The organism is Streptomyces sp. NPDC051133, assembly GCF_040682635.1.
Taxonomy (GTDB): Bacteria; Actinomycetota; Actinomycetes; order Streptomycetales; family Streptomycetaceae; genus Streptomyces.
On sequence record NZ_JBFBBK010000046.1, the window covers coordinates 36,918 to 57,766 of the forward strand.

The 20,849-nt window shown below is 72.3% G+C and carries 13 protein-coding genes and 1 pseudogene; 9 read left to right on the forward strand and 5 right to left on the reverse strand.

Going from position 1 to position 20,849, the window contains the following annotated elements; all coding sequences use genetic code 11:
* The first annotated feature begins 13 nt into the window (after window positions 1-13).
* From AB0N17_RS34625 to AB0N17_RS34640, 4 genes are all read left to right on the forward strand, one after another.
* Window positions 14-1,105, forward strand: coding sequence for a glycine betaine/L-proline ABC transporter ATP-binding protein (locus AB0N17_RS34625; RefSeq protein ID WP_366015585.1), 1,092 nt, complete (start codon window positions 14-16; stop codon window positions 1,103-1,105).
* Window positions 1,105-3,081 carry an ABC transporter permease subunit gene (locus tag AB0N17_RS34630; RefSeq protein ID WP_366015586.1) on the forward strand — a complete coding sequence of 659 codons (1,977 nt, stop codon included), beginning with the start codon at window positions 1,105-1,107 and terminating at the stop codon, window positions 3,079-3,081. Before AB0N17_RS34625 ends, AB0N17_RS34630 begins: the two co-directional genes overlap by 1 nt.
* 13 nt (window positions 3,082-3,094) lie before the next feature.
* On the forward strand, window positions 3,095-4,060 hold the full coding sequence (locus tag AB0N17_RS34635) for an ABC transporter substrate-binding protein (RefSeq protein ID WP_366015587.1): 966 nt from the start codon (window positions 3,095-3,097) through the stop codon (window positions 4,058-4,060).
* 215 nt (window positions 4,061-4,275) lie between these two features.
* Window positions 4,276-6,714, forward strand: a complete 2,439-nt coding sequence (locus AB0N17_RS34640; protein ID WP_366015588.1) for an FAD-dependent oxidoreductase — start codon at window positions 4,276-4,278, stop codon at window positions 6,712-6,714.
* A 68-nt stretch (window positions 6,715-6,782) separates the two neighbouring features.
* Here the strand turns inward: AB0N17_RS34640 and AB0N17_RS34645 are convergent, their stop codons facing one another.
* Together AB0N17_RS34645 and AB0N17_RS34650 are read right to left on the reverse strand one after the other, a co-directional pair.
* Window positions 6,783-7,580 (reverse strand): IclR family transcriptional regulator, encoded by a 798-nt coding sequence (locus AB0N17_RS34645; RefSeq protein ID WP_366015589.1) that lies wholly within the window; start codon window positions 7,578-7,580, stop codon window positions 6,783-6,785.
* A 139-nt stretch (window positions 7,581-7,719) separates the two neighbouring features.
* Window positions 7,720-9,432, reverse strand: coding sequence for an MFS transporter (locus tag AB0N17_RS34650; protein ID WP_366015590.1), 1,713 nt, complete (start codon window positions 9,430-9,432; stop codon window positions 7,720-7,722).
* A gap of 255 nt (window positions 9,433-9,687) precedes the next feature.
* On the opposite strand from AB0N17_RS34650, the gene AB0N17_RS34655 reads away from it, so the two are divergent.
* The 3 genes from AB0N17_RS34655 (at window position 9,688) to AB0N17_RS34665 (ending at window position 13,844) form a co-directional block, all read left to right on the forward strand.
* Window positions 9,688-10,500 carry a TetR/AcrR family transcriptional regulator gene (locus AB0N17_RS34655; protein ID WP_366015591.1) on the forward strand — a complete coding sequence of 271 codons (813 nt, stop codon included), beginning with the start codon at window positions 9,688-9,690 and terminating at the stop codon, window positions 10,498-10,500.
* A gap of 173 nt (window positions 10,501-10,673) precedes the next feature.
* A complete protein-coding gene (locus AB0N17_RS34660; RefSeq protein WP_366015592.1) occupies window positions 10,674-11,393 on the forward strand; it encodes an FAD binding domain-containing protein in 720 nt (239 codons plus the stop codon).
* A gap of 375 nt (window positions 11,394-11,768) precedes the next feature.
* Window positions 11,769-13,844 (forward strand): SpoIIE family protein phosphatase, encoded by a 2,076-nt coding sequence (locus AB0N17_RS34665; RefSeq protein WP_366015593.1) that lies wholly within the window; start codon window positions 11,769-11,771, stop codon window positions 13,842-13,844.
* A gap of 79 nt (window positions 13,845-13,923) precedes the next feature.
* On the opposite strand, the gene AB0N17_RS34670 is transcribed toward AB0N17_RS34665, so the two are convergent.
* Window positions 13,924-15,336 (reverse strand): FAD-binding oxidoreductase, encoded by a 1,413-nt coding sequence (locus AB0N17_RS34670; protein WP_366015594.1) that lies wholly within the window; start codon window positions 15,334-15,336, stop codon window positions 13,924-13,926.
* A 65-nt stretch (window positions 15,337-15,401) separates the two neighbouring features.
* Complete coding sequence (locus AB0N17_RS34675; RefSeq protein ID WP_366015595.1) at window positions 15,402-18,629, reverse strand: BTAD domain-containing putative transcriptional regulator; 3,228 nt, start codon at window positions 18,627-18,629, stop codon at window positions 15,402-15,404.
* 254 nt (window positions 18,630-18,883) lie between these two features.
* On the opposite strand from AB0N17_RS34675, the pseudogene AB0N17_RS34680 reads away from it, so the two are divergent.
* A pseudogene (locus AB0N17_RS34680) lies at window positions 18,884-19,309 on the forward strand (lamin tail domain-containing protein); the annotation flags it as partial.
* A 412-nt stretch (window positions 19,310-19,721) separates the two neighbouring features.
* On the forward strand, window positions 19,722-19,934 hold the full coding sequence (locus tag AB0N17_RS34685; RefSeq protein ID WP_366015596.1) for a hypothetical protein: 213 nt from the start codon (window positions 19,722-19,724) through the stop codon (window positions 19,932-19,934).
* Between the two features lie 60 nt (window positions 19,935-19,994).
* On the opposite strand, the gene AB0N17_RS34690 is transcribed toward AB0N17_RS34685, so the two are convergent.
* On the reverse strand, window positions 19,995-20,582 hold the full coding sequence (locus AB0N17_RS34690; protein WP_366015597.1) for a TetR/AcrR family transcriptional regulator: 588 nt from the start codon (window positions 20,580-20,582) through the stop codon (window positions 19,995-19,997).
* Between the last annotated feature and the right edge of the window lie 267 nt (window positions 20,583-20,849).

The following is a 20,849-nucleotide window of genomic DNA, read 5'->3' on the forward strand; positions in this document are numbered from 1 at the left end:
AAAGAGGTCGACGGTGACCCCAGCACAGACCGAGGTGTCGCAGCGGCGCGACACGTCCAAGGACCCCGAGCGACGCACCCCGGTCATCTCCGTGCGCCGGCTGTGGAAGGTGTTCGGGCCGAAGGCGGACCAGGTGCCGGAATCCGAGGAACTGTGCGGGCTGACCCGCCGCGAGCTCATGGACCGCACCGGCTGCACCGCCGCCGTCCGCGACGTGAGCTTCGACGTGTCGCCCGGCGAGGTCTTCGTCGTCATGGGTCTGTCCGGCTCCGGCAAGTCCACCCTGGTGCGATGTCTGACCCGGCTGATCGAACCCACCGCCGGAGAAGTCGTGTTCGAGGGCGAGGACATCCGCGGCGCCGACCCCAGGCGGCTGCGCGAGCTGCGGCGCAGCAAGTTCTCCATGGTCTTCCAGCACTTCGGCCTGCTGCCGCACCGAAAGGTCGTCGACAATGTCGCCTTCGGCCTGGAGATACGGGGCCTGGGCAAGGCCGAACGGACCAGGAAGGCCCTGGAGATCGTCGAACTGGTGGGACTCGCCGGGTACGAGAACTCCTACCCCGACCAGCTCTCCGGCGGCATGCAGCAGCGCGTCGGCCTCGCCCGCGCCCTGGCCGGCGACCCCGACGTTCTCTTCTTCGACGAGCCGTTCTCCGCGCTCGACCCGCTGATCCGCCGTGACATGCAGAGCGAGGTCGTCCGCCTGCACCACGAGGTCGGCAAGACCATGGTGTTCATCACCCACGACCTCTCCGAGGCGCTGAAGCTGGGCGACCGCATCCTGATCATGCGGGACGGCAGGACGGTCCAGTGCGGCACCGGCGACGAACTGGTCGGCGCCCCCGCCGACGACTACGTACGGGACTTCGTGAAGGACGTGCCGCGCGGAGACGTCCTCACCCTGCGCTGGATCATGCGCCCCGCCGCGCCCGGTGACGCGCTCGACGGCCCCGAACTCGGCCCGGACGTCGTGGTGCGGGAGGCCACGCGCGCCGTGCTGGCCGCAGAGAAGCCGGTCAAGGTCGTCGAGAACGGCAAGCTGCTGGGCATCGTCGGCGACGAGGAGATCCTCTCCGTGGTCGCCGGGCGGGAAGGCGGTGCGTGATGGCCGTCGCCGCCGACGCGACCGCACCGGTCGCACCCCTGCGCGAGCGGATCAGCCGCCCCATGGCGGTGGCGGGCGTCCTGCTCGCCTGGCTGGTGCTCTTCGCCGTGCTGCGCGGCCGGCAGACGCTGACCCTCGCGGCGGCCGACCTCACCGGACTGCACCACCGGCTGAACGACCTCAACGACAGCATCGGAGCGGGCCGCAACTCCAACCCGCTCTTCCTGTACTTCTTCAACGAGATCCGCCTGGCGATCGACAACCTGGTCGCGTTCGTCCAGTCCCTGATCTCCCAGCCCGCCGGCAGCCGTCCGGTCCCACAGATCGGCTGGCTCGGCGTCGTCGGACTCACCGGGTACGTCTCCTGGGCCGTGGGCAACTGGCGCGTCGCCCTGCTGGCCGTGGCCGGCTTCACCTTCTTCGGGCTGCAGGGCCTGTGGCAGGAGAGCATGGACACGCTGGCGCTGACCCTGTCGGCCGTCGCCGTGGCACTGCTCATCGGCATCCCGCTCGGCGTGTGGGCCGGTCTCTCCGACCGGTTCAACCGGTTCATGACGCCCTTGCTGGACTTCATGCAGACGATGCCGACCTTCGTCTACCTCGCCCCGCTGACCCTGATCTTCCTCATCGGCGGCGCCTCCGCCGTGATCACCACGGTCATCTACGCGGCACCGCCCGCCATCCGCATCACCGCGCACGCCATCCGCTCCGTCCCCGGGACCACCGTCGAGGCGGCGGACTCGCTCGGCGCGACACGGTCGCAGCAACTGCTGAAGGTGCTGCTGCCGATGTCCAGGCGGACGGTGGTCATGGGCGTCAACCAGACCATCATGGCCGCCCTGGCCATGGTGACCATCGCCGCCCTGATCGACGCGCCCGGCCTCGGCAAGACCGTCGTACAGGCCCTGCAGTCGCTCGACGTCGGTACCGCCTTCAACGCGGGCCTCGCCATCGTCGTCATGGCCATCGTGCTCGACCGGGTCACCACGGCCGCGGCCGTACGCACCGAGAGCGCCCGCCGCACGGGCGGCCGGCTCCGCACATGGCGCCGCCCGCTGGTGGTGGCGGGCGGGATCGGCGCCGCCGTCCTGGTCTACCTGTCCCACACCTACGTCTGGGCGGCCGAGTTCCCCGGCAACGGCAGCACCGGCAGCCACATCGCGAGCGCCGCCGACACCACGACCACCTGGCTGCAGGACCACCTCTCGGGCCTGACCAACGCCCTGCGGGACGCCCTCACCAACGGTCTGCTCAACCCGTTCCAGACGCTGCTCACCGAATCCCCGTGGTGGCTCGTCGGCGTCACCCTGGTCGCGCTCGGCGCGGTGCTCGGCGGCCGGTGGGCCGCGGTGACGGCAGCGGTGTGCGTCGGCCTGCTCGTCGGCACGGGCCTGTGGTCGGACAGCATGACGACCCTCGCCTCCACCGCCGTGGCGACGGTGCTGGTGATGCTGCTCGGCGTGGTCTTCGGCGTGTGGATGGGACGCAGCGCGCTCGTCGACCGGCTGGTGCGCCCCACCCTGGACGCGGCCCAGGTCATGCCGCCGTTCGTCTATCTCGTGCCGTTCCTGGCCCTCTTCGGCGCCACGCGCTTCACCGCGATCGTCGCGGCCGTCGTCTACGCCGCCCCCGTCGCGATCAAGATCATCGCGGACGGGGTGCGGACCGTGCCCGAGACCACCGTGGAGGCGGCCACCTCGGCCGGGTGCAACACCTGGCAGATCATCACCAAGGTCCAGCTGCCGATGGCACGCGGCGCCCTGACGCTCGCGACCAACCAGGGTCTGATCTACGTGCTGTCGATGGTTGTGGTGGGCGGCCTGGTAGGGGCCGGCGCCCTCGGCTACGACGTCGTGGCCGGGTTCTCGCAGGGAGAGTTGTACGGCAAGGGGCTGGCGGCGGGACTCGCCATCGTACTGCTCGGAGTCATGTTCGACCGGATCACTCAGGCTGCGGCCCGACGCACCAGGGCATAAGGAGCACGACACCATGGCAAGACACTGGCGAGCCGGCGCGGCCGGCCTGGCCGCTCTCGGCCTCACCCTCACGGCGTGCGCGGGGGCGAAGGTCGGCGACACCTCGTCGGCGGGCTCCAAGGGCTCGAGCGGCAAGTGCGGAACCTTCAATCTGGCCGTCAACCCGTGGGTGGGCTACCAGGCGGACGCGGCGGTGGTCGCGTACGTCGCCCAGCACGACCTCGGCTGCACGGTGAGCAAGAAGGACCTGAAGGAGGAGATCGCCTGGCAGGGCTTCGGCACCGGTGAGGTCGACGCCGTCCTGGAGAACTGGGGCCACGACGATCTGAAGAAGAAGTACATCACCGGACAGAAGACCGCCGTGGAGGCGGGCTCCACCGGCAACAAGGGCGTCATCGGATGGTTCGTGCCGCCGTGGCTGGCCAAGGCCCATCCCGACATCACCGACTGGAAGAACCTCAACAAGTACGCGGACAAGTTCAAGACGTCCGAGTCGGGCGGCAAGGGCCAACTGCTCGACGGCGACCCGTCCTACGTCACCAACGACGCGGCCCTGGTGAAGAATCTGAAGCTGGACTTCAAGGTGGTGTACGCGGGCAGCGAGACCGCGCTCATCCAGGCGTACCGGACCGCCGAGAAGAACAAGCAGTGGGTGATCGGCTACTTCTACGAGCCGCAGTGGTTCATGTCGGAGGTGCCGCTGGTCAAGGTCGGCCTGCCGGCGTACAGGACGGGCTGCGACGCCGACGCGGCCAAGATCGCCTGTGACTATCCCGTCTACGACCTGGACAAGATCGTCAGCGCGCGGTTCGCCAAGTCGGGCAGCCCGGCGTACCGGCTGGTGAAGAACTTCCACTGGACCAACGACGACCAGAACACCGTGGCCAGGTACATCGCGGTGGACAAGATGTCCGACGACGCGGCCGCGAAGAAGTGGGTCGACGCCCACCGCGACCAGGTCGAGGCCTGGCTGAAGTAACCGGGCCCCAGCAGGCCGAACACGCCCGGCGGGCGGTGCGTTCCAGGTGCGCGCCGCCCGCCGGGCGTTGCCGTCCCCAGGCAGGTTTTCCGGGGCGTTCTCCGACGTCACGGCCCCCCTTGACACCCCCTCCCACGGGGGGCACATTGAGTTGCGCAACCCGAATCAAGTTGCGCAACGGGCAACGTGACCGTGCGAAGTTCGGAGGTTGGGCGATGGCGGGACCCCGAGTGGTCATCATCGGAGCGGGCGTCGTGGGAGCGGCCCTCGCGGACGAGATCTCCGCACGCGGCTGGACCGAAGTGACCGTGGTCGACCAGGGCCCCCTCCCGGCCACCGGGGGATCCTCCTCGCACGCCCCGGGCCTGGTCTTCCAGACGAACCACTCCAAGACCATGACCGAGCTGGCCCGCTACACCGTCGAGAAGTTCTGCTCCCTCGACGTCGACGGCGAGCCCTGCTTCCTCCAGGTCGGAGGCCTGGAGGTGGCGACGACCCCCGAACGCCTCGACGAACTGCACCGCCGCCACGGCTGGATCACCGCCTGGGGCATCGAGTCGCGCCTGCTGACCCCCGACGAGTGCGTGCAGCGGCACCCGCTGGTCGACCGCGACAAGGTCCTCGGCGGGCTCCACGTGCCCACCGACGGCCTCGCCAAGGCCGTCCTCGCCGTCGAGGCGCAGATCCGCCGGGCCACCGGGCGCGGCGTGCGCTTCCTGGCCCGCCACGAAGTCCTCGACGTCCGGCAGAGCGAGGGCCGGGTGACCGGCGTCCTGACCGACCGGGGCGAGATCCCCGCCGACATCGTCGTGTGCTGCGCCGGCATCTGGGGCCCGAGGATCGCCCGCATGGTCGGCATGAACCTGCCGCTCACCCCGCTCGCCCACCAGCTCGCCTGGACCGGCCCGGTCCCCGCCCTCGCCGGCCAGACCGAGGAGGCGGTCCGCCCGATCCTGCGCCACCAGGACGCCGACCTGTACTACCGCGACCGCTACGACGGCCTCGGCATCGGCTCCTACGGCCACCGTCCCATGCCCGTCTCCGCCGACGACATCCTCGCGGTGGACGAGGCGGAGGGAATGCCCTCGGTCCTGAAGTTCACCGAGGAGGACTTCGAGGAGGCCTGGACCGAGACCCAGGCCCTGCTCCCGGCGACCCGCGAGGCCAAGGTCGAGGAGGGCATCAACGGCCTGTTCTCCTTCACCACCGACGGCTACCCCCTGCTGGGCGAGTCCCCGGACGTCAAGGGCTTCTGGGTCGCGGAGGCCGTGTGGGTCACCCACTCCGCGGGCGTCGGCAGGGCCGTCGCCGAATGGCTGGTCGACGGCCACTGCACCTCGTTCGACCTGCACGAGTGCGACGTCAACCGCTTCGAGCCGCACCAACTCGCCCCGGAGTACGTCCTGGCCCGCGACTGCCGCAACTTCGCCGAGGTCTACGACATCCTCCACCCCCTCCAGCCCTCGGGTGAGCCCCGCCCGATCCGCACCAGCCCCTTCCACGCCCGTCAGCAGCGACACGGCGCGTTCTTCCTGGAGGCGAACGGCTGGGAGCGCCCCCAGTGGTACGAGGCCAACGCGCCGCTCGTCGAGGGCCGCACCATCCCCACCCCGAACGACTGGGCCGCACGGTACTGGTCGCCCGTCGTCGGCGCCGAGGCCCAGGTCACCCGCGAGACCGTCGCGATGTACGACATGACGGCCCTCAAGCGCCTGGAGGTGACCGGCCCCGGTGCCGCCGACTTCCTGGAGGGCCTCGTCACCGGCAAGGTCGCCAAGTCCGTCGGCTCGGTGACGTACACGCTGCTCCTGGACCACGACGGCGGCATCCGCAGCGACATCACCGTCGCCCGCCTCGCCCGCGACCACTTCCAGGTCGGCGCCAACGGCAACCTGGACCTCGACTGGTTCATCCGCCACCTGCCCGCCGACGGCCGTGTGCAGGTCCGTGACGTCACGCCCGGCACCTGCTGCATCGGCCTGTGGGGCCCGCTCGCCCGCGAGGTCCTGCAGCCCCTCACGGACGACGACTTCTCGGCCGACGGCCTGAAGTACTTCCGCGCCAGGCGCGCCCACATCGGCTCCGTCCCGGTCACCGCGATGCGCCTGTCGTACGTCGGCGAACTCGGCTGGGAGCTGTACACCACCGCCGACCTGGGCCAGAAGCTCTGGGACACCCTCTGGGCCGCCGCCGAGCCGCTGGGCGGCATCATCGCCGGCCGCGGCGCCTTCAACAGCCTCCGCCTGGAGAAGGGCTACCGCTCCTTCGGCACCGACATGACCTACGAGCACGACCCCTACGAGGCCGGCGTCGGCTTCGCCGTCAGGCTCGACAAGGCCGACTTCATCGGCAAGGCCGCGCTGGAGCGGCGCAAGGCCGCCGTACGGCGCAGGCTGACCTGCCTCACCATCGACGACCCCCGGTCGGTGGTCATGGGCAAGGAGCCGGTGTACGACGGCGATCGTGCCGTCGGCTACGTCACCAGCGCCGCGTACGGCTACACGATCGGCAAGGGCATCGCCTACGCCTGGCTGCCGGCGGAGCTGGCCGTCCCCGGCACCACCGTGCACATCGGCTACTTCGACCGGCGCGTCGAGGCGGTCGTGGCGGAGGAGCCGCTGTTCGACCCGGCGATGTCCCGGCTGCGCGGGTGAGGTCGCGGGGGCGCGAGGGGATGCCGGTCGCCGGCCGGTGCGCACGCCGGTGACCGACCGGGCGGGGCTCAGCCCAGGTAACCCATCCGGTGGCTGATCTCCTCCGCCCCCTTGAGCAGCAGGGGAGCGAGTTCGTGGATGCGCTCCTCGGTGAAGCGGTACGCGGGGCCGGAGGCGCTGATCGCGGCGATGACCTCGCCGTCACGGGAACGGATCGGAGCCGCCATCGCGTGCAGCCCGATCTCGAGTTCCTCCAGCGTCACCGCGTACCCGCGCTCCCGCGCCTCGGTGAGGTCCTTCTCCAGCCCGGCCCTCGCGGTCAGCGTGTGCGGCGTCAGCTTCCGCAGCCCGGACGCCGCGAGCACCCCGGCGCGCTCCTTCGCCGGCAGGTGGGCCAGCAGGATCTTGCCGCTGGACGTGGCGTGCACCGGGGTGAGCTGTCCGACCCAGTTGTGCGTGCCGACCGCGCCCGGGCCGCGCACCTGGTGGAGGTTGACGGCGTAATGCTCCTGCAGGACGGCGATGTTGACCGTCTCGCCGATCTCCTCGCTGAGCCGCTCGCACACCGCCCGGCCCTGCTGCGTGACGTCGAGCCGGCCCGTGACCGCGCCGGCCAGGCGGACGATGCCGAAGCCGAGCCGGTACTTGCCCCGGTCGCCCGCCTGCTCGACCAGACCCCGCGCCTCCAGAGCGCCGAGCAGGCGGAACGCGGTCGACTTGTGGACGTCGATCTCGGCGGCGACCTCGCTGACACCCGCCTCACCGCGCCGGGCGAGGATCTCGAGGACGCTCACGGCACGGTCGACGGACTGCACACCGCCCACCGCGGGCGCCGCTGTTTCGCCGTCTGCGGTGTAGTTGCTCATGGCGCAACTATACGGATTCGGCGGCCGACGGGCGGTCAGAGGCCGGTATACCACGGCCGCGTGGGGAACGGGACGGCCGGGCACCCCCTCTTCGGGGCTGCCCGGCCGTCCCGTCCCGCGGTGTCCGTGCGGCTGGTCCTCAGTGTCCGGCGGACCCCTCGGGGCGGGCGTGGCGCGGCAGGAGGAAGGACAGCAGGAAGGTCAGGCCGAGCATGCCGTCGACGATCCACAGCACCATCTTCATGACGGAGCCGAAACCGCTCTGGAAGGCCGACGACGCGGTGGCCTGCAGCGCGCCGGGTATCCGGGCACCGGCCTGGGGCGAGGTCACCACGGACCGGGTGTCCTTCTCCAGGCGCGTGCAGGACGCCGGGGTCGCGGCGGGATCCTTGGCGACGGCGCGGTCCGAGGTGCACTTCCGCAGGTCCGCCACGACGCGGTCCTGAGCGGCGGGTGGGACGTGCGCGGCGGTCAACTGCTCCCGCAGGCCGCCCGCGTGGTGGTCGACGGCGGTGGCGATCCCGCCGCCCAGCAGGCCGAAGAACACGGTGCCGAGGAGGGCCACGCCGAAGGCGCCGCCGAGCTGCTGTATCGCGGTCATCGTGCCCGACGCCGAGCCCGTCTCGTGCTGCTCGACACTGGCGAGCACGATGTCGAAGAACGGTGCCATGAGCAGGCCCATGCCGATGCCGGTGACGAGCAGGGACGGCACGAGCTGCCAGGGGCCGACGCCGGCTCCCGCCATGTCGAGGGTCAGCCACACACCGAAGACGCCGACCGCCATGACCAGCGTGCCCGCCTGCAGCACCGCCCGTCCGAACCGGGCGACACCCTGAGCGATCCCGAAGCCGACGATCATGCCGCCCGACCAGGGCACCATCACCAGGCCCGCCTTGAGCGGCGAATAGCCGAGGCCGATCTGGGTGTAGAGGTTGAAGACCAGCATGAAGCCCTGCATGGTCGAGAAGAAGACCAGCCCGAGGGTCATGCCGCCGCTGAATCCCCGCTTGCGGAAGAGGCTGGGGACGACCAGCGGGTCCTGGCCGGCCCTGCTGCGGCGCGACTCGTACCGGGCGAAGGTGACGAAGACGATCACCGAGGCGGCCATCATCGCGAACGTCCATGCGGGCCAGTCGTACTCACGGCCCTGGACCAGCGGGAAGATGATGAGCAGCGCGGCCAGTGAGACCAGGATCATTCCGGGGATGTCGAGGCGCGGTTTGCTGCCGGACAGACCCTTCGGCAGATAGCGCAGGGCACCGAGGATGGCGGCGGCACCCAGGGGCAGGTTGATCAGGAAGATCATCCGCCAGCCGGTGCCGAAGTAGTCGGCGTCGACGAGCCAGCCCGCCAGGATCGGTCCGCAGACCGCGGACAGACCCATGACCGGGCCGAACATGCCGAAGGCCTTCTGCGACTCCTGCGGCGGGAACATCTCCTTGATCATGCCGAGGCCCTGCGGCAGCATCACCGCGCCGAAGAGCCCCTGGACGACACGTGCGGTGATCAGCATCTCGGGGGAGACGGATATCGCGCACAGCAGCGAACCCACGGTGAAGCCGGCGGCCCCCACCAGGAACATCCGGCGGCGCCCGTGGATGTCCCCGAGCCGCCCGCCGGTGACGAGGCCGACGGCCATCGACAGGGTGTACGCGGCGGCGAGCCACTGCAGGGTGGAGGCGCCGCCTCCGAGGTCGGCCCGCATGGAGGGGCCGGCGATGTTCGTGACGACGGCGTCGAGGAGATCCATCACCTCGGCCGCGAGGATCACGAAGAGCGCAGCCCAGCGCCACCGGTAGGGCGCTGGCGAGTCGGTGGGCGTCTCGGTGGACGCGACACCGGTGGTGGACATCGGAACTCCTCGTACGGAGGCCGCGCCGCGGGGGTGACCCGTGGGCGCGGTGGACGGATGACTCAAGGACACGTACTGGATCGGGTGAACGCTGTTCACCTTAGCAGAACAGTGCTCACCGAGAGAACGGCGTTCATTAAGATATAGCGCATTCAAGCGAGAGCAGACAAGATATATCGCGTTCTGTGGAAAAGGGGAGCCTGAACGGCGCTCACCCAGGGAGAACACTGTTCTCCCAGCACCTAGACTGTTCCCATGAACGACGCGGCCCCCGACACCCCGGCATCCCCTCCGCCGTCCCCCTGGGAGCGCGAGCGCCCCGGGCGCGCCCGTGTGGCCCCGGCGCGAACACCCCTGTCCCGGGAGCGGGTCGTCGAGGCCGCCTTCACCGTGCTCGACCGCCAGGGGCTCGACGGGCTCTCGATGCGCCAGGTGGCGGCCGAACTGGGGGTCACGGTCTCCGCCCTCTACGCGCACGTCAGCTCCAAGGATGACCTATTGGAGCTGATGTACACCCGGCTCTTCGACGGCTTCGAGATGCCCGAGCCGGACCCCGGGCGGTGGCAGGAGCAGGTGCGCGACTACGCCCGCTCCGGGCGGCGGCGCCTGCTGTCCCACCGGGACATGGCCAGGATCTCCATGGCCCATGTCCCCTTCACCGCCGAACTGCTGCCGCACGTCGAGGCGTTGCTCGCCGTCTTCCGTACCGCGGGACTGCCCGACCGCATCGCGGCGGAGGCCGGCGACCTCATCTCCACGTACATCGACGGGTTCGTCCTGGAGGAGGGCATGTGGCAGGACCGGGCCGCCCAGCACGGCGGTGACGGCTCATCCCTGGCCCGCCCCGACTGGCGCGAGATGGCCGACGAGATGCAGAACTACTTCGCGTCGCTGCCCGCGGGCGACTTCCCCCACCTTCGCGCCCTGGCCGGGCTGATGGTGTCGGACTCCTCCGACCAGAGGTTCGACATCGGGCTGGAGATCATACTGCGCGGCCTGGCGAGTTACCTGCCGGACGCGGCGGACCGCGCCGATCAGGACGCCGGCGGGGCCCCCGGCGTCACCTGATCCGCGCTCCCTCCGCGAGCGCGCCGTACGCGGCGGGCTTCCTCGGACGCGCGTGCCCGTGTGAGCCCTGTACGCGCCCCCGCCCCGACGAGAAGACTGCCTGCCGACGGGCCGGTGGCCAAAGCATCACCCGCCGCCCTTCTCCGACTTCTCAGGAAGGCAGGTCGGTCGCCGTGCTGTTGCGTCTGCCCACATCCGTCTCCGAAGCGCGGGAGTGTCTGGCCGAGGGGGCCGTGCCGATCGGCGGAGCGACGCTCGTGTGGGCCACCTGGCAGCGGGACGGATTCCCTGAACTGGCCATGTCCCTGCGCCAGTTGCCCGAGGCCAACCTCCTGGGGCGGGAGACCGTGGGCGCCGCGGTGGTGCTGCAGCGCATCGACGGCCGGGCACCGGACGTGCTCCGGCAGGCCGCCGCCACGATCGGCACCGGCGCCGTGCGGCGGACGGCTACGGTCGGGGGCAACCTCGTCGGCAGCACACTGCGCTGCCTGCTGCCCGCGGCGCTCGTCCTCGACGCCCGGGCGACGGTGCTGGAGTCCGACGGCGTCCATGAGACGGACCTGGCCGAGCTCGTGGCCAAGCGTCCCCTGCTGCTCAGCCTGCGCTGGCGCGAGCCGGTGGCCTGCGCCTACCGGAAACTGGCCGGTGAGGCGGGCGGCCCGCCGCCCCTCGTGGTCGCCTCGGCGCTGCACGCAGACGCCGGCGGCCACCGCCTGCGGGTCGCCGTGCGGGACGGCTACGACGTGCTCGGCGGCAGCGCCGCCCGGGGCACCGACGCCGAGGAGACCCTGCACGCACTGACCGGCACGGCCCTCGGCGATCTCCCGGCCCCGGCATGGGACGTCGTCCGCTCGCAGGTCACCGGCCTGCTGGACGCTCGCACCACGGACTGAAGGCGATCCCGCCCACCCGGGCCGACGCCGTGGCCACCGGCTTCACCACCTCGCCGACCGTCCGGCCGGGGCATGCGCCCGACCGGGTGATGCGGTTACCTAGGACCGTCTGCGCCGGGGAGGGGTAGTCGAGGGGTAGTCGTGAAGGGATGGCCGGACGAGCGAGGTGAGCACACCATGGATCAGGTGGCTGATGGCCCGGGACGCGGGGATCGACTTCGGTCGGGGCACTCTCCCCGGCGCGTCCCCTGGCCGCCCCGGAGACCGTGCAGCATCGTGGATGAGACTGCTGACCTGCGGGAAGACCGTCCCACCTGATCTGGGGGTGAGGTGCCTGCCGGCCGGTGCGAGCGGCAGCCGGAAGGAGCGAGCGCGATGAGCCGAGCGGAGCGGCGCCCGGAGCGGTCGGGCCGTGCGCGGAACGCCGCGGCGGACCCCAGTGCGCTGATGGATCTGCTGGGCGTCGCCGCGGTGCTGCTGGAGGCCGACGGCCGCATCGACATGTGGAGCCCGCAGGCCGAGGAGCTGTTCGGTTACGCCCGCGGCGAGGCGGTCGGCCAGTACGCGGCACCGCTGCTGCTGCATCCCGACCACCGGGACGCGGCGATCATGCTGTTCGCCGAGGTGATGGAGACCGGCCGGGGCTGGGCCGGGGCGTTCCCCATCCGGCACAAGGACGGCAGCAGCCGGCTGGTCGAGTTCCGCAACATGCGGCTGACGGACAACCTGGGTGATCACTACGCGCTCGGGCTGGCCGCGGACCGTTCCACGCTGCAGGAGATGGAGCGCGGTCTGGCCCTGTCCACCCGGCTGGTCACCCAGGCGCCGATCGGGCTGTCCGTCCTGGACACCGACCTGCGCTATCTGGCCATCAACCCGGCCCTGGCGGGCATGCACGGCATCCCCGAGGCCGACCACGTGGGCCGCGGCTTCCGCGAGATCCTGCCCGGTGGGTCGTTCCGGGACGCGGAGACCGTGATGCGCAAGGTCCTGGCCTCGGGCGCCCCCGTGGTGGATCTGCAGGTCGTCGGCCGCACCAGCGCCGACCCCGACAACGAGCACGCCTGGGCGGTGTCGATCTACCGTCTGGAGGACCACCACGGGAGCGTGCTGGGCATCGCCAACGTGGTGGTCGACGTCACCGACCGTTACCGGGCTGCCAAGAAGGCCGACCAGGCACAACAGCGCCTGCGTCTGATGGCCACCGGCTCGGCCAGGATCGGCACCACCCTCGAGGTGGAGCGGACCGCGCAGGAACTGGCCGACGTCATCGTGCCCGACCTGGCCGACATGGTCGCGGTGGACCTCCTCGACTCCGTCCTGCAGAAGGGCCGCCCGGAGCTCGGCGAGGGCCCCGCGCTGTTCCGCGCCCTGGCGGTGAAGACCGCGTACCCCACGGACGCCGCCCGGGCGATCGTGCCGCCCGGCCGGCTCACCACCTACCACGCCGACCACCCGGCGGCCCACTGCATCCGCACCCGCAAGCCCCACCTGATCACCCACCTGGACAGCGGCGACCACGAGCGCATCGCCGCCGACCCGGAAGCCGCCCGCCTGCTCGCCCGGGCCGGAGTCCACACCGATCTGGCGGTCCCGCTCATCGCCCGTGAACAGATCATCGGCGTCATGGGCCTGGCCCGCGCCCGCAACCCCGCGCCGTTCGACGAGGACGACCTCACCCTCGCCTGCGAGCTGGCCTCGTCCGCCGCGCTGAGCATCGACAACGCCGTCCTGCACCACCACATCCGCAGCGCCGCCGAGACCCTCCAGCGCAGCCTGCTGCCGAAGCTTCCGCCCCGCCACCCCGGGCTGGAGGTCGCCGCCCGGTACCGGCCCGCGCAGGCCTTCAGCGAGGTCGGCGGCGACTGGTACGACGTGATCCCCCTGGACGGCGACCGCACCGCCCTCACGGTGGGCGACGTCATGGGCAGCGGCATTCCGGCCGCGACCGCGATGGGCCGGCTGCGCACCGCCACCTCGACCCTCGCCGACCTCGACCTCGACCCGGCCCGGATCCTCACTCACCTCGACAAGATCACCCGCGGGCTGGACCCCTACATCGCGACGTGCGTGTACGCGGTCTACGACCCCCACCGCGCCCGACTGCACCTGGCGTCCGCCGGTCACCTGCCCCCGGTGCTGGTGCGGGCCGGCAAGTCACCGGAACTGCTCGACCTGCCCACGGGCACACCGCTCGGCGTCGGCGGCGTGCCCTTCGAGACCACCACCCTCGACCTGGAACCCGGTGACCAACTGGTCCTCTACACCGACGGGCTGGTCGAGACCCGCAACGACCCCATCGACGAGCGCCTGGCAGACCTTCTGCGTCTGCTGACACCGCCGTACAGCACGGTGGAGGAAGGCTGCGAGCGGCTCCTCCGGCAGCTCCGGCACCCCGCAGACCACGACGACGTCGCCCTCCTCATCGCCCTCGTGCGGCCCCTGTCGTGAGCCGCACGGCTGTGATCCACGACGGCCGGCTGCCGGGCCGCCGGCCCTGCCGGACCGGCGGGCCGGCAGGGCGGCCCGTTCACGCGGCGGACGACGGCCGGATGTTCTGGTTGAGGTGGAAGAGGTTGGTCGGATCGTAGGCGTCCTTGACCCGCACCAGCCGCTCGTGGACCGCGTCGGGGTACGAGGCACGCACCCGGTCCCGGGCCGAGTCGCCGGTGAAGTTGACGTACATCGTCCCGTGCCCGTGCCGCGCGATCTCCTCGCGGGCCCCGCGGGCCCACGCGACCGCGGTGTCGAAACCCGACGCGTCGGGGGACCGCGCGATCACGTTGCACAACACGCTCGCGTCCCGCTGGCTGAAGGCCGTGGCGTCGGCGGGCACCCGGGCGAAGGCACCGCCCAGTTGATGCAGGTGCAGTTCGCCGGAGGACGCCGGCGACGCCAGGTGCCGGCGCAGCAGGGCGTCGACCGCGGCGTCGGACGGCTCGATGAACGCCGACGTGAAGTAGTTGTGGGCACCGGCCTCCCACAGCGGGTCGAGCATGGACTGCATCGCGGTGTACGGCATCGGGCCCATCAGGTCGGCGAGGGGCGTGCCCAGCGTCCGCAGCGGGCCGACGGCCGGCTCACCCGCCGCGGGGTCGCCCGCGTACATGCCGAGCACGACCACGACGCGGGTGCCGTGGACCTCCTCGGGCAGGAACGGCAGGGGAGGTGCCGTCGTCAGGTTGACCAGTGTCGTCAGCTCGTCGGGAGCGTCCGCGATCAGCTCGCGCCAGCCGGTGACGACCTTGCGGGCCTCCGCGAGCGGATAGACGATCAGGCCGGCCAGGACCTGCGGCCCGACCGGGTGCAGCTGGTACTCGAGGGACGTCACGACACCGAAGTTGCCGCCGCCGCCCCGCAGGGCCCAGAACAGCTCGGGGTGCTGGTGCGGGTCGGCGCGGACCACGCGGCCGTCCGCCGTGACGACCTCGGCCGCCGTCAGGTTGTCGGAGGCCAGCCCGTGGCGGCGCAGCAGCCAGCCCACTCCGCCCCCGAGCGTGAATCCGGAGATGCCGGTGGTGGACACCAGGCCGCCGGTGACGGCGAGCCCGAAGGCCTGCGTCTCGCGGTCGAGATCGCCCCAGGTCATGCCGGCCTGGGCGACCACCCGGCGCCGCACGGGATCGACGACGGCACCCTTCATGGGCGACAGGTCGATGACGATCCCGTCGTCGCAGGTCGAGAACCCCGCGATGCTGTGCGCACCGCCGCGCACCGCGACCTCGAGGTCCTGGCTGCGCGCGAACTCGACGGCGCGGATCACGTCCGCCGTCCCGGCACACCGCACGATCATGGCCGGATGCTTGTCGTGGGCCCCGTTCCAGACCGCGCGGGCCCGGTCGTACTCCGCGTCGTCGGGGCGGACGACGCTGCCGCGCAGGCCCGCCTCCAGCTCGGCGATGGTGGCGTCCCCCAGGATGCCCCGTGCCGTGTCGATCGACATGGTCGGCTCCTTGGTGTGAGTGCTTCTCGCTGACGCCCACGACCGTAGGGAGCGCCTCTTAGCACTCACTCAGCAGCGGCTTTGCCGGTGGCCGCCCATGGCGTCGCGCGCCTCAGGGCGGCCGGCCCCCGTGCGCCGCCGAGCCGGGCGAAGAGGTCACCGGCCCGGGCCGCCGTCGCCGCGGCGGCCTCGCGCTCGTCCGCCTGCCACAGCAGCTGCGCCAGCACGAGCGCGACCCAGGCGGCGGCGGAGCGCGATCCGGCGACGTCCTCCAGGCGCTGGGCGCGGGTCATCAGCGCACGGGCGCGTGCCGGGTCCCCACCGGCCCGGGCGACGAGACCGAGGTGCAGCAGGCTGTTGGTGATGCCCGGGAAGTCGTCGGTCTCCTCGAAGCCCGCGAGGACACGGGCGAGGGCCGCCCGTGCGTTGTGGGTGTCGCCGTCGGCCAGGTGGAGCAGGCCGAGACAGCCGAGACTGATGCCCTCCTCCCGGCGGTCACCGAGCCGGCGCCTGATCGCCAGCGCCGCGTCCAGATACGTGCGCGCCGCGTCGTGCGCGCCGTGGCTGCGGTGGATGTTGCCGAGGGTGTTCAGGGCCAGGGACTCGCCGTGCGGGTCGTCGAGCCCGCGGAAGCAGTCGACAGCGCGTTCCGCCGCCGTGGCGGCCGCGCCCGGATCGCCGTCGAGGCGGCTCGCCCACGCCGACTGCGCGAGGGCGTAGCCGTGTGCCCGGCGCCGGCCGACGGTACGGCCGGCGAGCACCGTCTCCTCGAAGAACAGCGACACCTGCCCGGCGTCGTCCTCCTCGACCGCGTAGCCGGGCGTCATGACCGGGAAGAACGGTTCACCCGCCGCCTCGGCGTCATCGAGCATCCGCAGACTCTCCTCGCACGCCGCACGGGCCGCGGGGCCCTCGCCGCGGCAGACGGCCCAGACGCTCGCGAGGTGCGCGGCGGCGGCGAGGACCGAGGGCTCGCTCGCGTCCCGGGCGAGTGCGCGGGCCAGATCGAGGGCGGCGCGGGCGCGGTCCCACGAACCCCGCATCCACAGCAGGACCGCCTGCTGGGCGTGTGCGTGGGCGGCCGCCCGCGGATCGGGCCGCCGCCGCTGGATGCCGACGATCTGCTCGGCGATGTCCTCCAGCGGGGAGCAGTCCCCGAGGCGGATCGCCAGCACGGCCTGTCCCATCAGCGCCTTCGCCCGCTGCGGGGACGGCTCGGGTGCGGCGGCCAGGGTGTCGTCCAGCCACCGCCGGCCCTCGGCGAGGTGCCCGCGTTCCGGCCAGAACGAGCGCAGGGCCACGGCCAGCCGGAGCGCGTCGTCCGGTTCGTGGCTCAGCAGGGAGCGCAGGGCGGCGCGCAGATTGCCGTAGTCGGCCTCCAGTTCCAGCGAGGTCGCCCCCGAGACACCGGTGGGCGGCTCACGGTCCCGGGCCTCGGCGAGTGCCAGGTAGAAGCGCCGGTGCCCGGCCTCGGTGGCCGCCCGTTCCCCGGCGGCCCGCAGCCGGTCCCCGGCGTACTGCCGGATCGTCTCCAGCAGCCGGTAGCGGACCTCCTCCCGCCGGGTCTCCACGAGGACCAGGGACTTGTCGGCCAGCCGGTCGAGCAGGTCCAGCACCGGGCTGCCGTCCCCGCCGTCCGCGCACACCTCCTCGGCCGCGGTGAGGGAGAGTCCGCCGACGAAGACGGCCAGCCGGCGGAACAGGCGCCGTTCCTCGTCGTCGAGCAGCCGGTGGCTCCACTCCAGCGTCGCCAGCAGCGTCTGCTGCCGGGTCACACCGTGCCGGCTGCCGCGGCCGAGCAGGGTCAGGGCGTCGTCGAGGCGTTCGGCGATCTGACGGGGCGCCAGGACGTGCACCCGGGCGGCCGCCAGCTCCAGTGCCAGGGGCATCCCGTCGAGCCGGAAGCAGATCTGCGCGACGGCGGCCGCGTTCTCCTCGGACAGCCGGAATCCGGTGTCCGCGTCGGCGGCACGCTCCACGAACAGCCGTACCGACGCGAAACGGCCCAGGTCCGCCACGGACGGCAGCCGGCGCGGATCCGGCAGCCCGAGCGAGGGCACCCTGAAGGTCCGCTCCCCGTAACTGCGCAGCGGCTCCCGGCTGGTCGCGAGCACACGGACGCCCGGGCAGCGGCCGACGACCTCCGAGGCCAGGACGGCGCACGCGTCGATCAGGTGCTCGCAGTTGTCCAGCACCAGCAGCAGCTCCCGGCCGCCGAGCTGGGCGATCAGCGCTGCCCGGCTCCCGCCGGACGGCGGCAGCTGCAGCCCCAGGGCCGCGGCGACCGCCTCGGGCAGCAGGCCGGGCTCCGCGAGCCCGGCCAGGTCCACGAAGCAGGCCCCGTCCCGGAAGTCACCGGCCCGGCGCCCCGCCACGGCCAGCGCGAGCCGGGTCTTGCCGCAGCCACCCGCCCCCGTGAGAGTCAGCAGTCGGCTGCGCCCGAGCAGCTTCTCCACCTCGGCGATCTCGCGGTCCCGGCCGATGAGCGCCGTGGCCGGCACGGGCAGCCGCAGCCGTACGGCCTCCCGGGGCCGCTCCGGTGCCTCGACCGAGTCGGCCAGCAGCGCCCGGTACAGGCGGCGGGTCTGCGGGTCGGGATCGGCGCCGGTGTCGCGGTGGAGGGTGTCCCGCAGCCGCTCGTAGACGGCCAGGGCGTCCCGGCGCCGCCCGGCGTCGGCGAGGATCCGCATCAGCGAGCGGTGAGCGGGCTCGTGCAGCGGGTCCTCGGCGATCAGGGCGCGCAGCGTCTCGACGGCGTCGGCCGTGTGGTGAGCGTCCTCCAACGCCGCGGCGAGCCCCAGCAGCAGCGCGGTACGGCGCGTCTGCAGCGCCTCGGCCGCCTCGCTCGCCCAGGACTCGTACCGGTCTTCCGGCAGCAGACCGGGACCGGCCAGGGCGAGCGCGGCCCGATAGTCCGCGATGCCGCCGCCGTCCGCGGCGCGCCCGGCCGCCTCGTGGAACGCGTCGAGGTCGACGTGCACGCCTCCGTCGGGCCCGAGCAGCACCAGGTCGTCGCGGAGTACGACGACGTCACCCGACGCGCCCGCGGAGGCCAGGGCACGCCGCACGGAGTGCAGCACCTGGTGCAGGTTGTTGGATGCGGCCGACCGGTCCAGATCCGGCCAGAGCACGTCGTAGAGCCGGTCCCGGTGCAGGCGGTGGCCCGGGGCCAGGCACAGCAGTTTCAGCAGGACCCGGGCCTTGCGCAGCCGCCACGCCCCGGCGGCGACCGGGCGGTCCTCGACCGCCACGGCGAACCCGCCGAGGAGCCGGATGCGCACCTCATCGGTCATGGCTGCCCTCATCAGCAGGCTACCGCTGCGAGACGTACGACCGAGACCTTCGGTGCCGAATGCATATTTCAAGCAACCGTCACGAAACCGTTCGGAATCTGTAACTGCCCGAGCATTTCCCTCACATACGGGATGAGTCGGGCACGGTGTGGGGGTGCGGCCACTCCGGCCGCCACCCGCACTCCCTGTGAAGGGGGACCTTCGTGTCCGTATCCGTTTCTGCCTCTGTCCGTCGCCTCACCGCTGCCGCCGCCGTGGCCGCCGCGGTGGTGGGGGCGGCGGCGCTGCCGGCCCAGGCCGCCGACCACCACCGCCCGGGCCGCAGCGGCGTGTTCATCAGCGACGTGCAGCACGCCTTCCCGGGCCGGGGCATCGGCTCCCACCGCTCGCTGAACAGCGAGTGGGTGGACATCACCAACCACGCGCGCCGGGGGATGAACCTGGGCGGCTGGACCCTGTCGGACGAGGACGGCCACACGTACACCTTCCGTCACGTCCGGCTGGAGGGCGGTGCCACCGTCCGCGTGCACACCGGCGTGGGCCGGGACACCAGAACCGACCTGTACCAGGACCGGCGCGCGTACGTGTGGCGCAACGACTCCGACACGGCCACCCTCCGCGACGACCAGGGCCGTTTCGTCGACGACTTCTCCTGGGGCCGCGGTCACCGCGCCGACGACGACGGCCGGCGCGACGGGGGCCGCTGGGGCCACGACCACCGCGCCGACAACGGTGGCCGGCACGACGGGGACGGCCGGCGCGACGGGGACGACCGGCATCGCGGCGAGGGTGACTGGCACCACGGCGAGGAGCGGCACGGCGGTGTCCTCCACGGTGGCGAGGAGCGGCACGGCGGTGTCCTCCACGGTGGCCACGAGGGCGGACACCGTCGCTGACATCCCGGTGGCGCCGGGTGACGGCGGCGCATGAGCCGGTGCGCGCAGTGGGCCCCCTTCGGCGGAGGGGGCCCACTGCCCGTCTCTTCGGGTGACATGTGCGCCGGGGCGCATCCATGAGGGGGCGTCAGGGCACATGTCTCGGCACACCCGTCACCACCAGGCACGAGACGGTACCGCGACGCAAGGAACGGCCATGGAGACCGACCCTGTCCACCGCTTTGTCCACGCGCTGTCGCCCGCCAGCCGGGACCAGGTCCAGCAACTGCCCCAGGAGCAGCGGGAACGCATGGCCGCCGCGTGGGAGCGGCACCTCAACGACGACACCGACCTGCTGAGCGTGAGCGAGCTCGACCCGGCGGCCGCCGAGCACGAAGTGGCCGAGCGGGTCGTACGGGAAAACCTCTGAATCGCGCCGGGTGACCCGGTCCCGGCCGTGCGGGGCCGGGCGGTGCGCCGGGCCGCCCCGTCAGCGGCCGCGCCGCCCTGGCGCCCCGGCGCGCAGCCCGTCCATGACGAGATCGAAGAGCCGGGCGGCGCGTGGCTGCCAGTCGTCGCGCGGGGTGAGCTGCCAGAGACCGGCGATGGTCAGGAGGAAGTCCTCTCCGTTGATGCCGGGGCGGATGGTGCCGGCTTCCTCGCTGGCGCGCAGCAGCAGTTCCGCGGCGGCGGCCACCGGTGTGGGGGAGGGCTTCGCCGGGCCTCCGGGGGCGCCGGTGACCTGCCGGATCGCGTCGGCCAGGCCGGCCTTGGCCATGGCGAACTCGGCGAGCCGGTCCATCCACGCGCGCAGGGCCCGGTCCGGCGCCAGGGTCGCCAGCAACTGGGCCGCGCTGTCGGCGACCTGCTGCATCTCGTGGCGGTAGATCTCGAGGACGAGCGCCTCACGGTTGGGGAAGTTCCGGTAGAAGGTGCCCTGGCCGACGCCCGCCTTCTTGGCGATCACGCTCAGCGGGGTGTCCGCGCAGCGCGTCAGCTCGGTGAGTGCCACGTCCAGGATGCGCTCCCGGTTGCGCTGCGCGTCCGAGCGCAGCGGTGTGTCCTTCTTCTCGGGCACGCGTCCTCCTCGAGGGTTCTGGCCTGAACCCCGCTCTTGCTAACCGGACAGCTGTCCGTTACGTTCTCAGGTAGCGGACAGCTGTCCGGTTACGTCCACGATAGCGGCGGACGCGGCCCCACGGCAGTCGGCAGCCACGACTTCGACCGAGCGCTCCGCACATCGCCCCACCCCTGCGGAGCCCCCCACCACGCACTCCTCCCGCGCCGCCCGTACGCCGGCGGCCGGACCGCGTCCCCACTGTCCGCGTCCCGTCCGTCCGCTTCC

Excerpts from the sequence above, each read along its gene's own strand:
- AB0N17_RS34630 (WP_366015586.1), top strand. The coding sequence starts at position 1,105 with ATGGCCGTCGCCGCCGACGCGACCGCACCGGTCGCACCCCTGCGCGAG.
- AB0N17_RS34635 (WP_366015587.1), top strand. The coding sequence starts at position 3,095 with ATGGCAAGACACTGGCGAGCCGGCGCGGCCGGCCTGGCCGCTCTCGGC.
- AB0N17_RS34640 (WP_366015588.1), top strand. The coding sequence starts at position 4,276 with ATGGCGGGACCCCGAGTGGTCATCATCGGAGCGGGCGTCGTGGGAGCG.
- AB0N17_RS34645 (WP_366015589.1), bottom strand. The coding sequence starts at position 7,580 with ATGAGCAACTACACCGCAGACGGCGAAACAGCGGCGCCCGCGGTGGGC.
- AB0N17_RS34650 (WP_366015590.1), bottom strand. The coding sequence starts at position 9,432 with ATGTCCACCACCGGTGTCGCGTCCACCGAGACGCCCACCGACTCGCCA.
- AB0N17_RS34655 (WP_366015591.1), top strand. The coding sequence starts at position 9,688 with ATGAACGACGCGGCCCCCGACACCCCGGCATCCCCTCCGCCGTCCCCC.
- AB0N17_RS34665 (WP_366015593.1), top strand. The coding sequence starts at position 11,769 with ATGAGCCGAGCGGAGCGGCGCCCGGAGCGGTCGGGCCGTGCGCGGAAC.
- AB0N17_RS34670 (WP_366015594.1), bottom strand. The coding sequence starts at position 15,336 with ATGTCGATCGACACGGCACGGGGCATCCTGGGGGACGCCACCATCGCC.
- AB0N17_RS34675 (WP_366015595.1), bottom strand. The coding sequence starts at position 18,629 with ATGACCGATGAGGTGCGCATCCGGCTCCTCGGCGGGTTCGCCGTGGCG.
- AB0N17_RS34685 (WP_366015596.1), top strand. The coding sequence starts at position 19,722 with ATGGAGACCGACCCTGTCCACCGCTTTGTCCACGCGCTGTCGCCCGCC.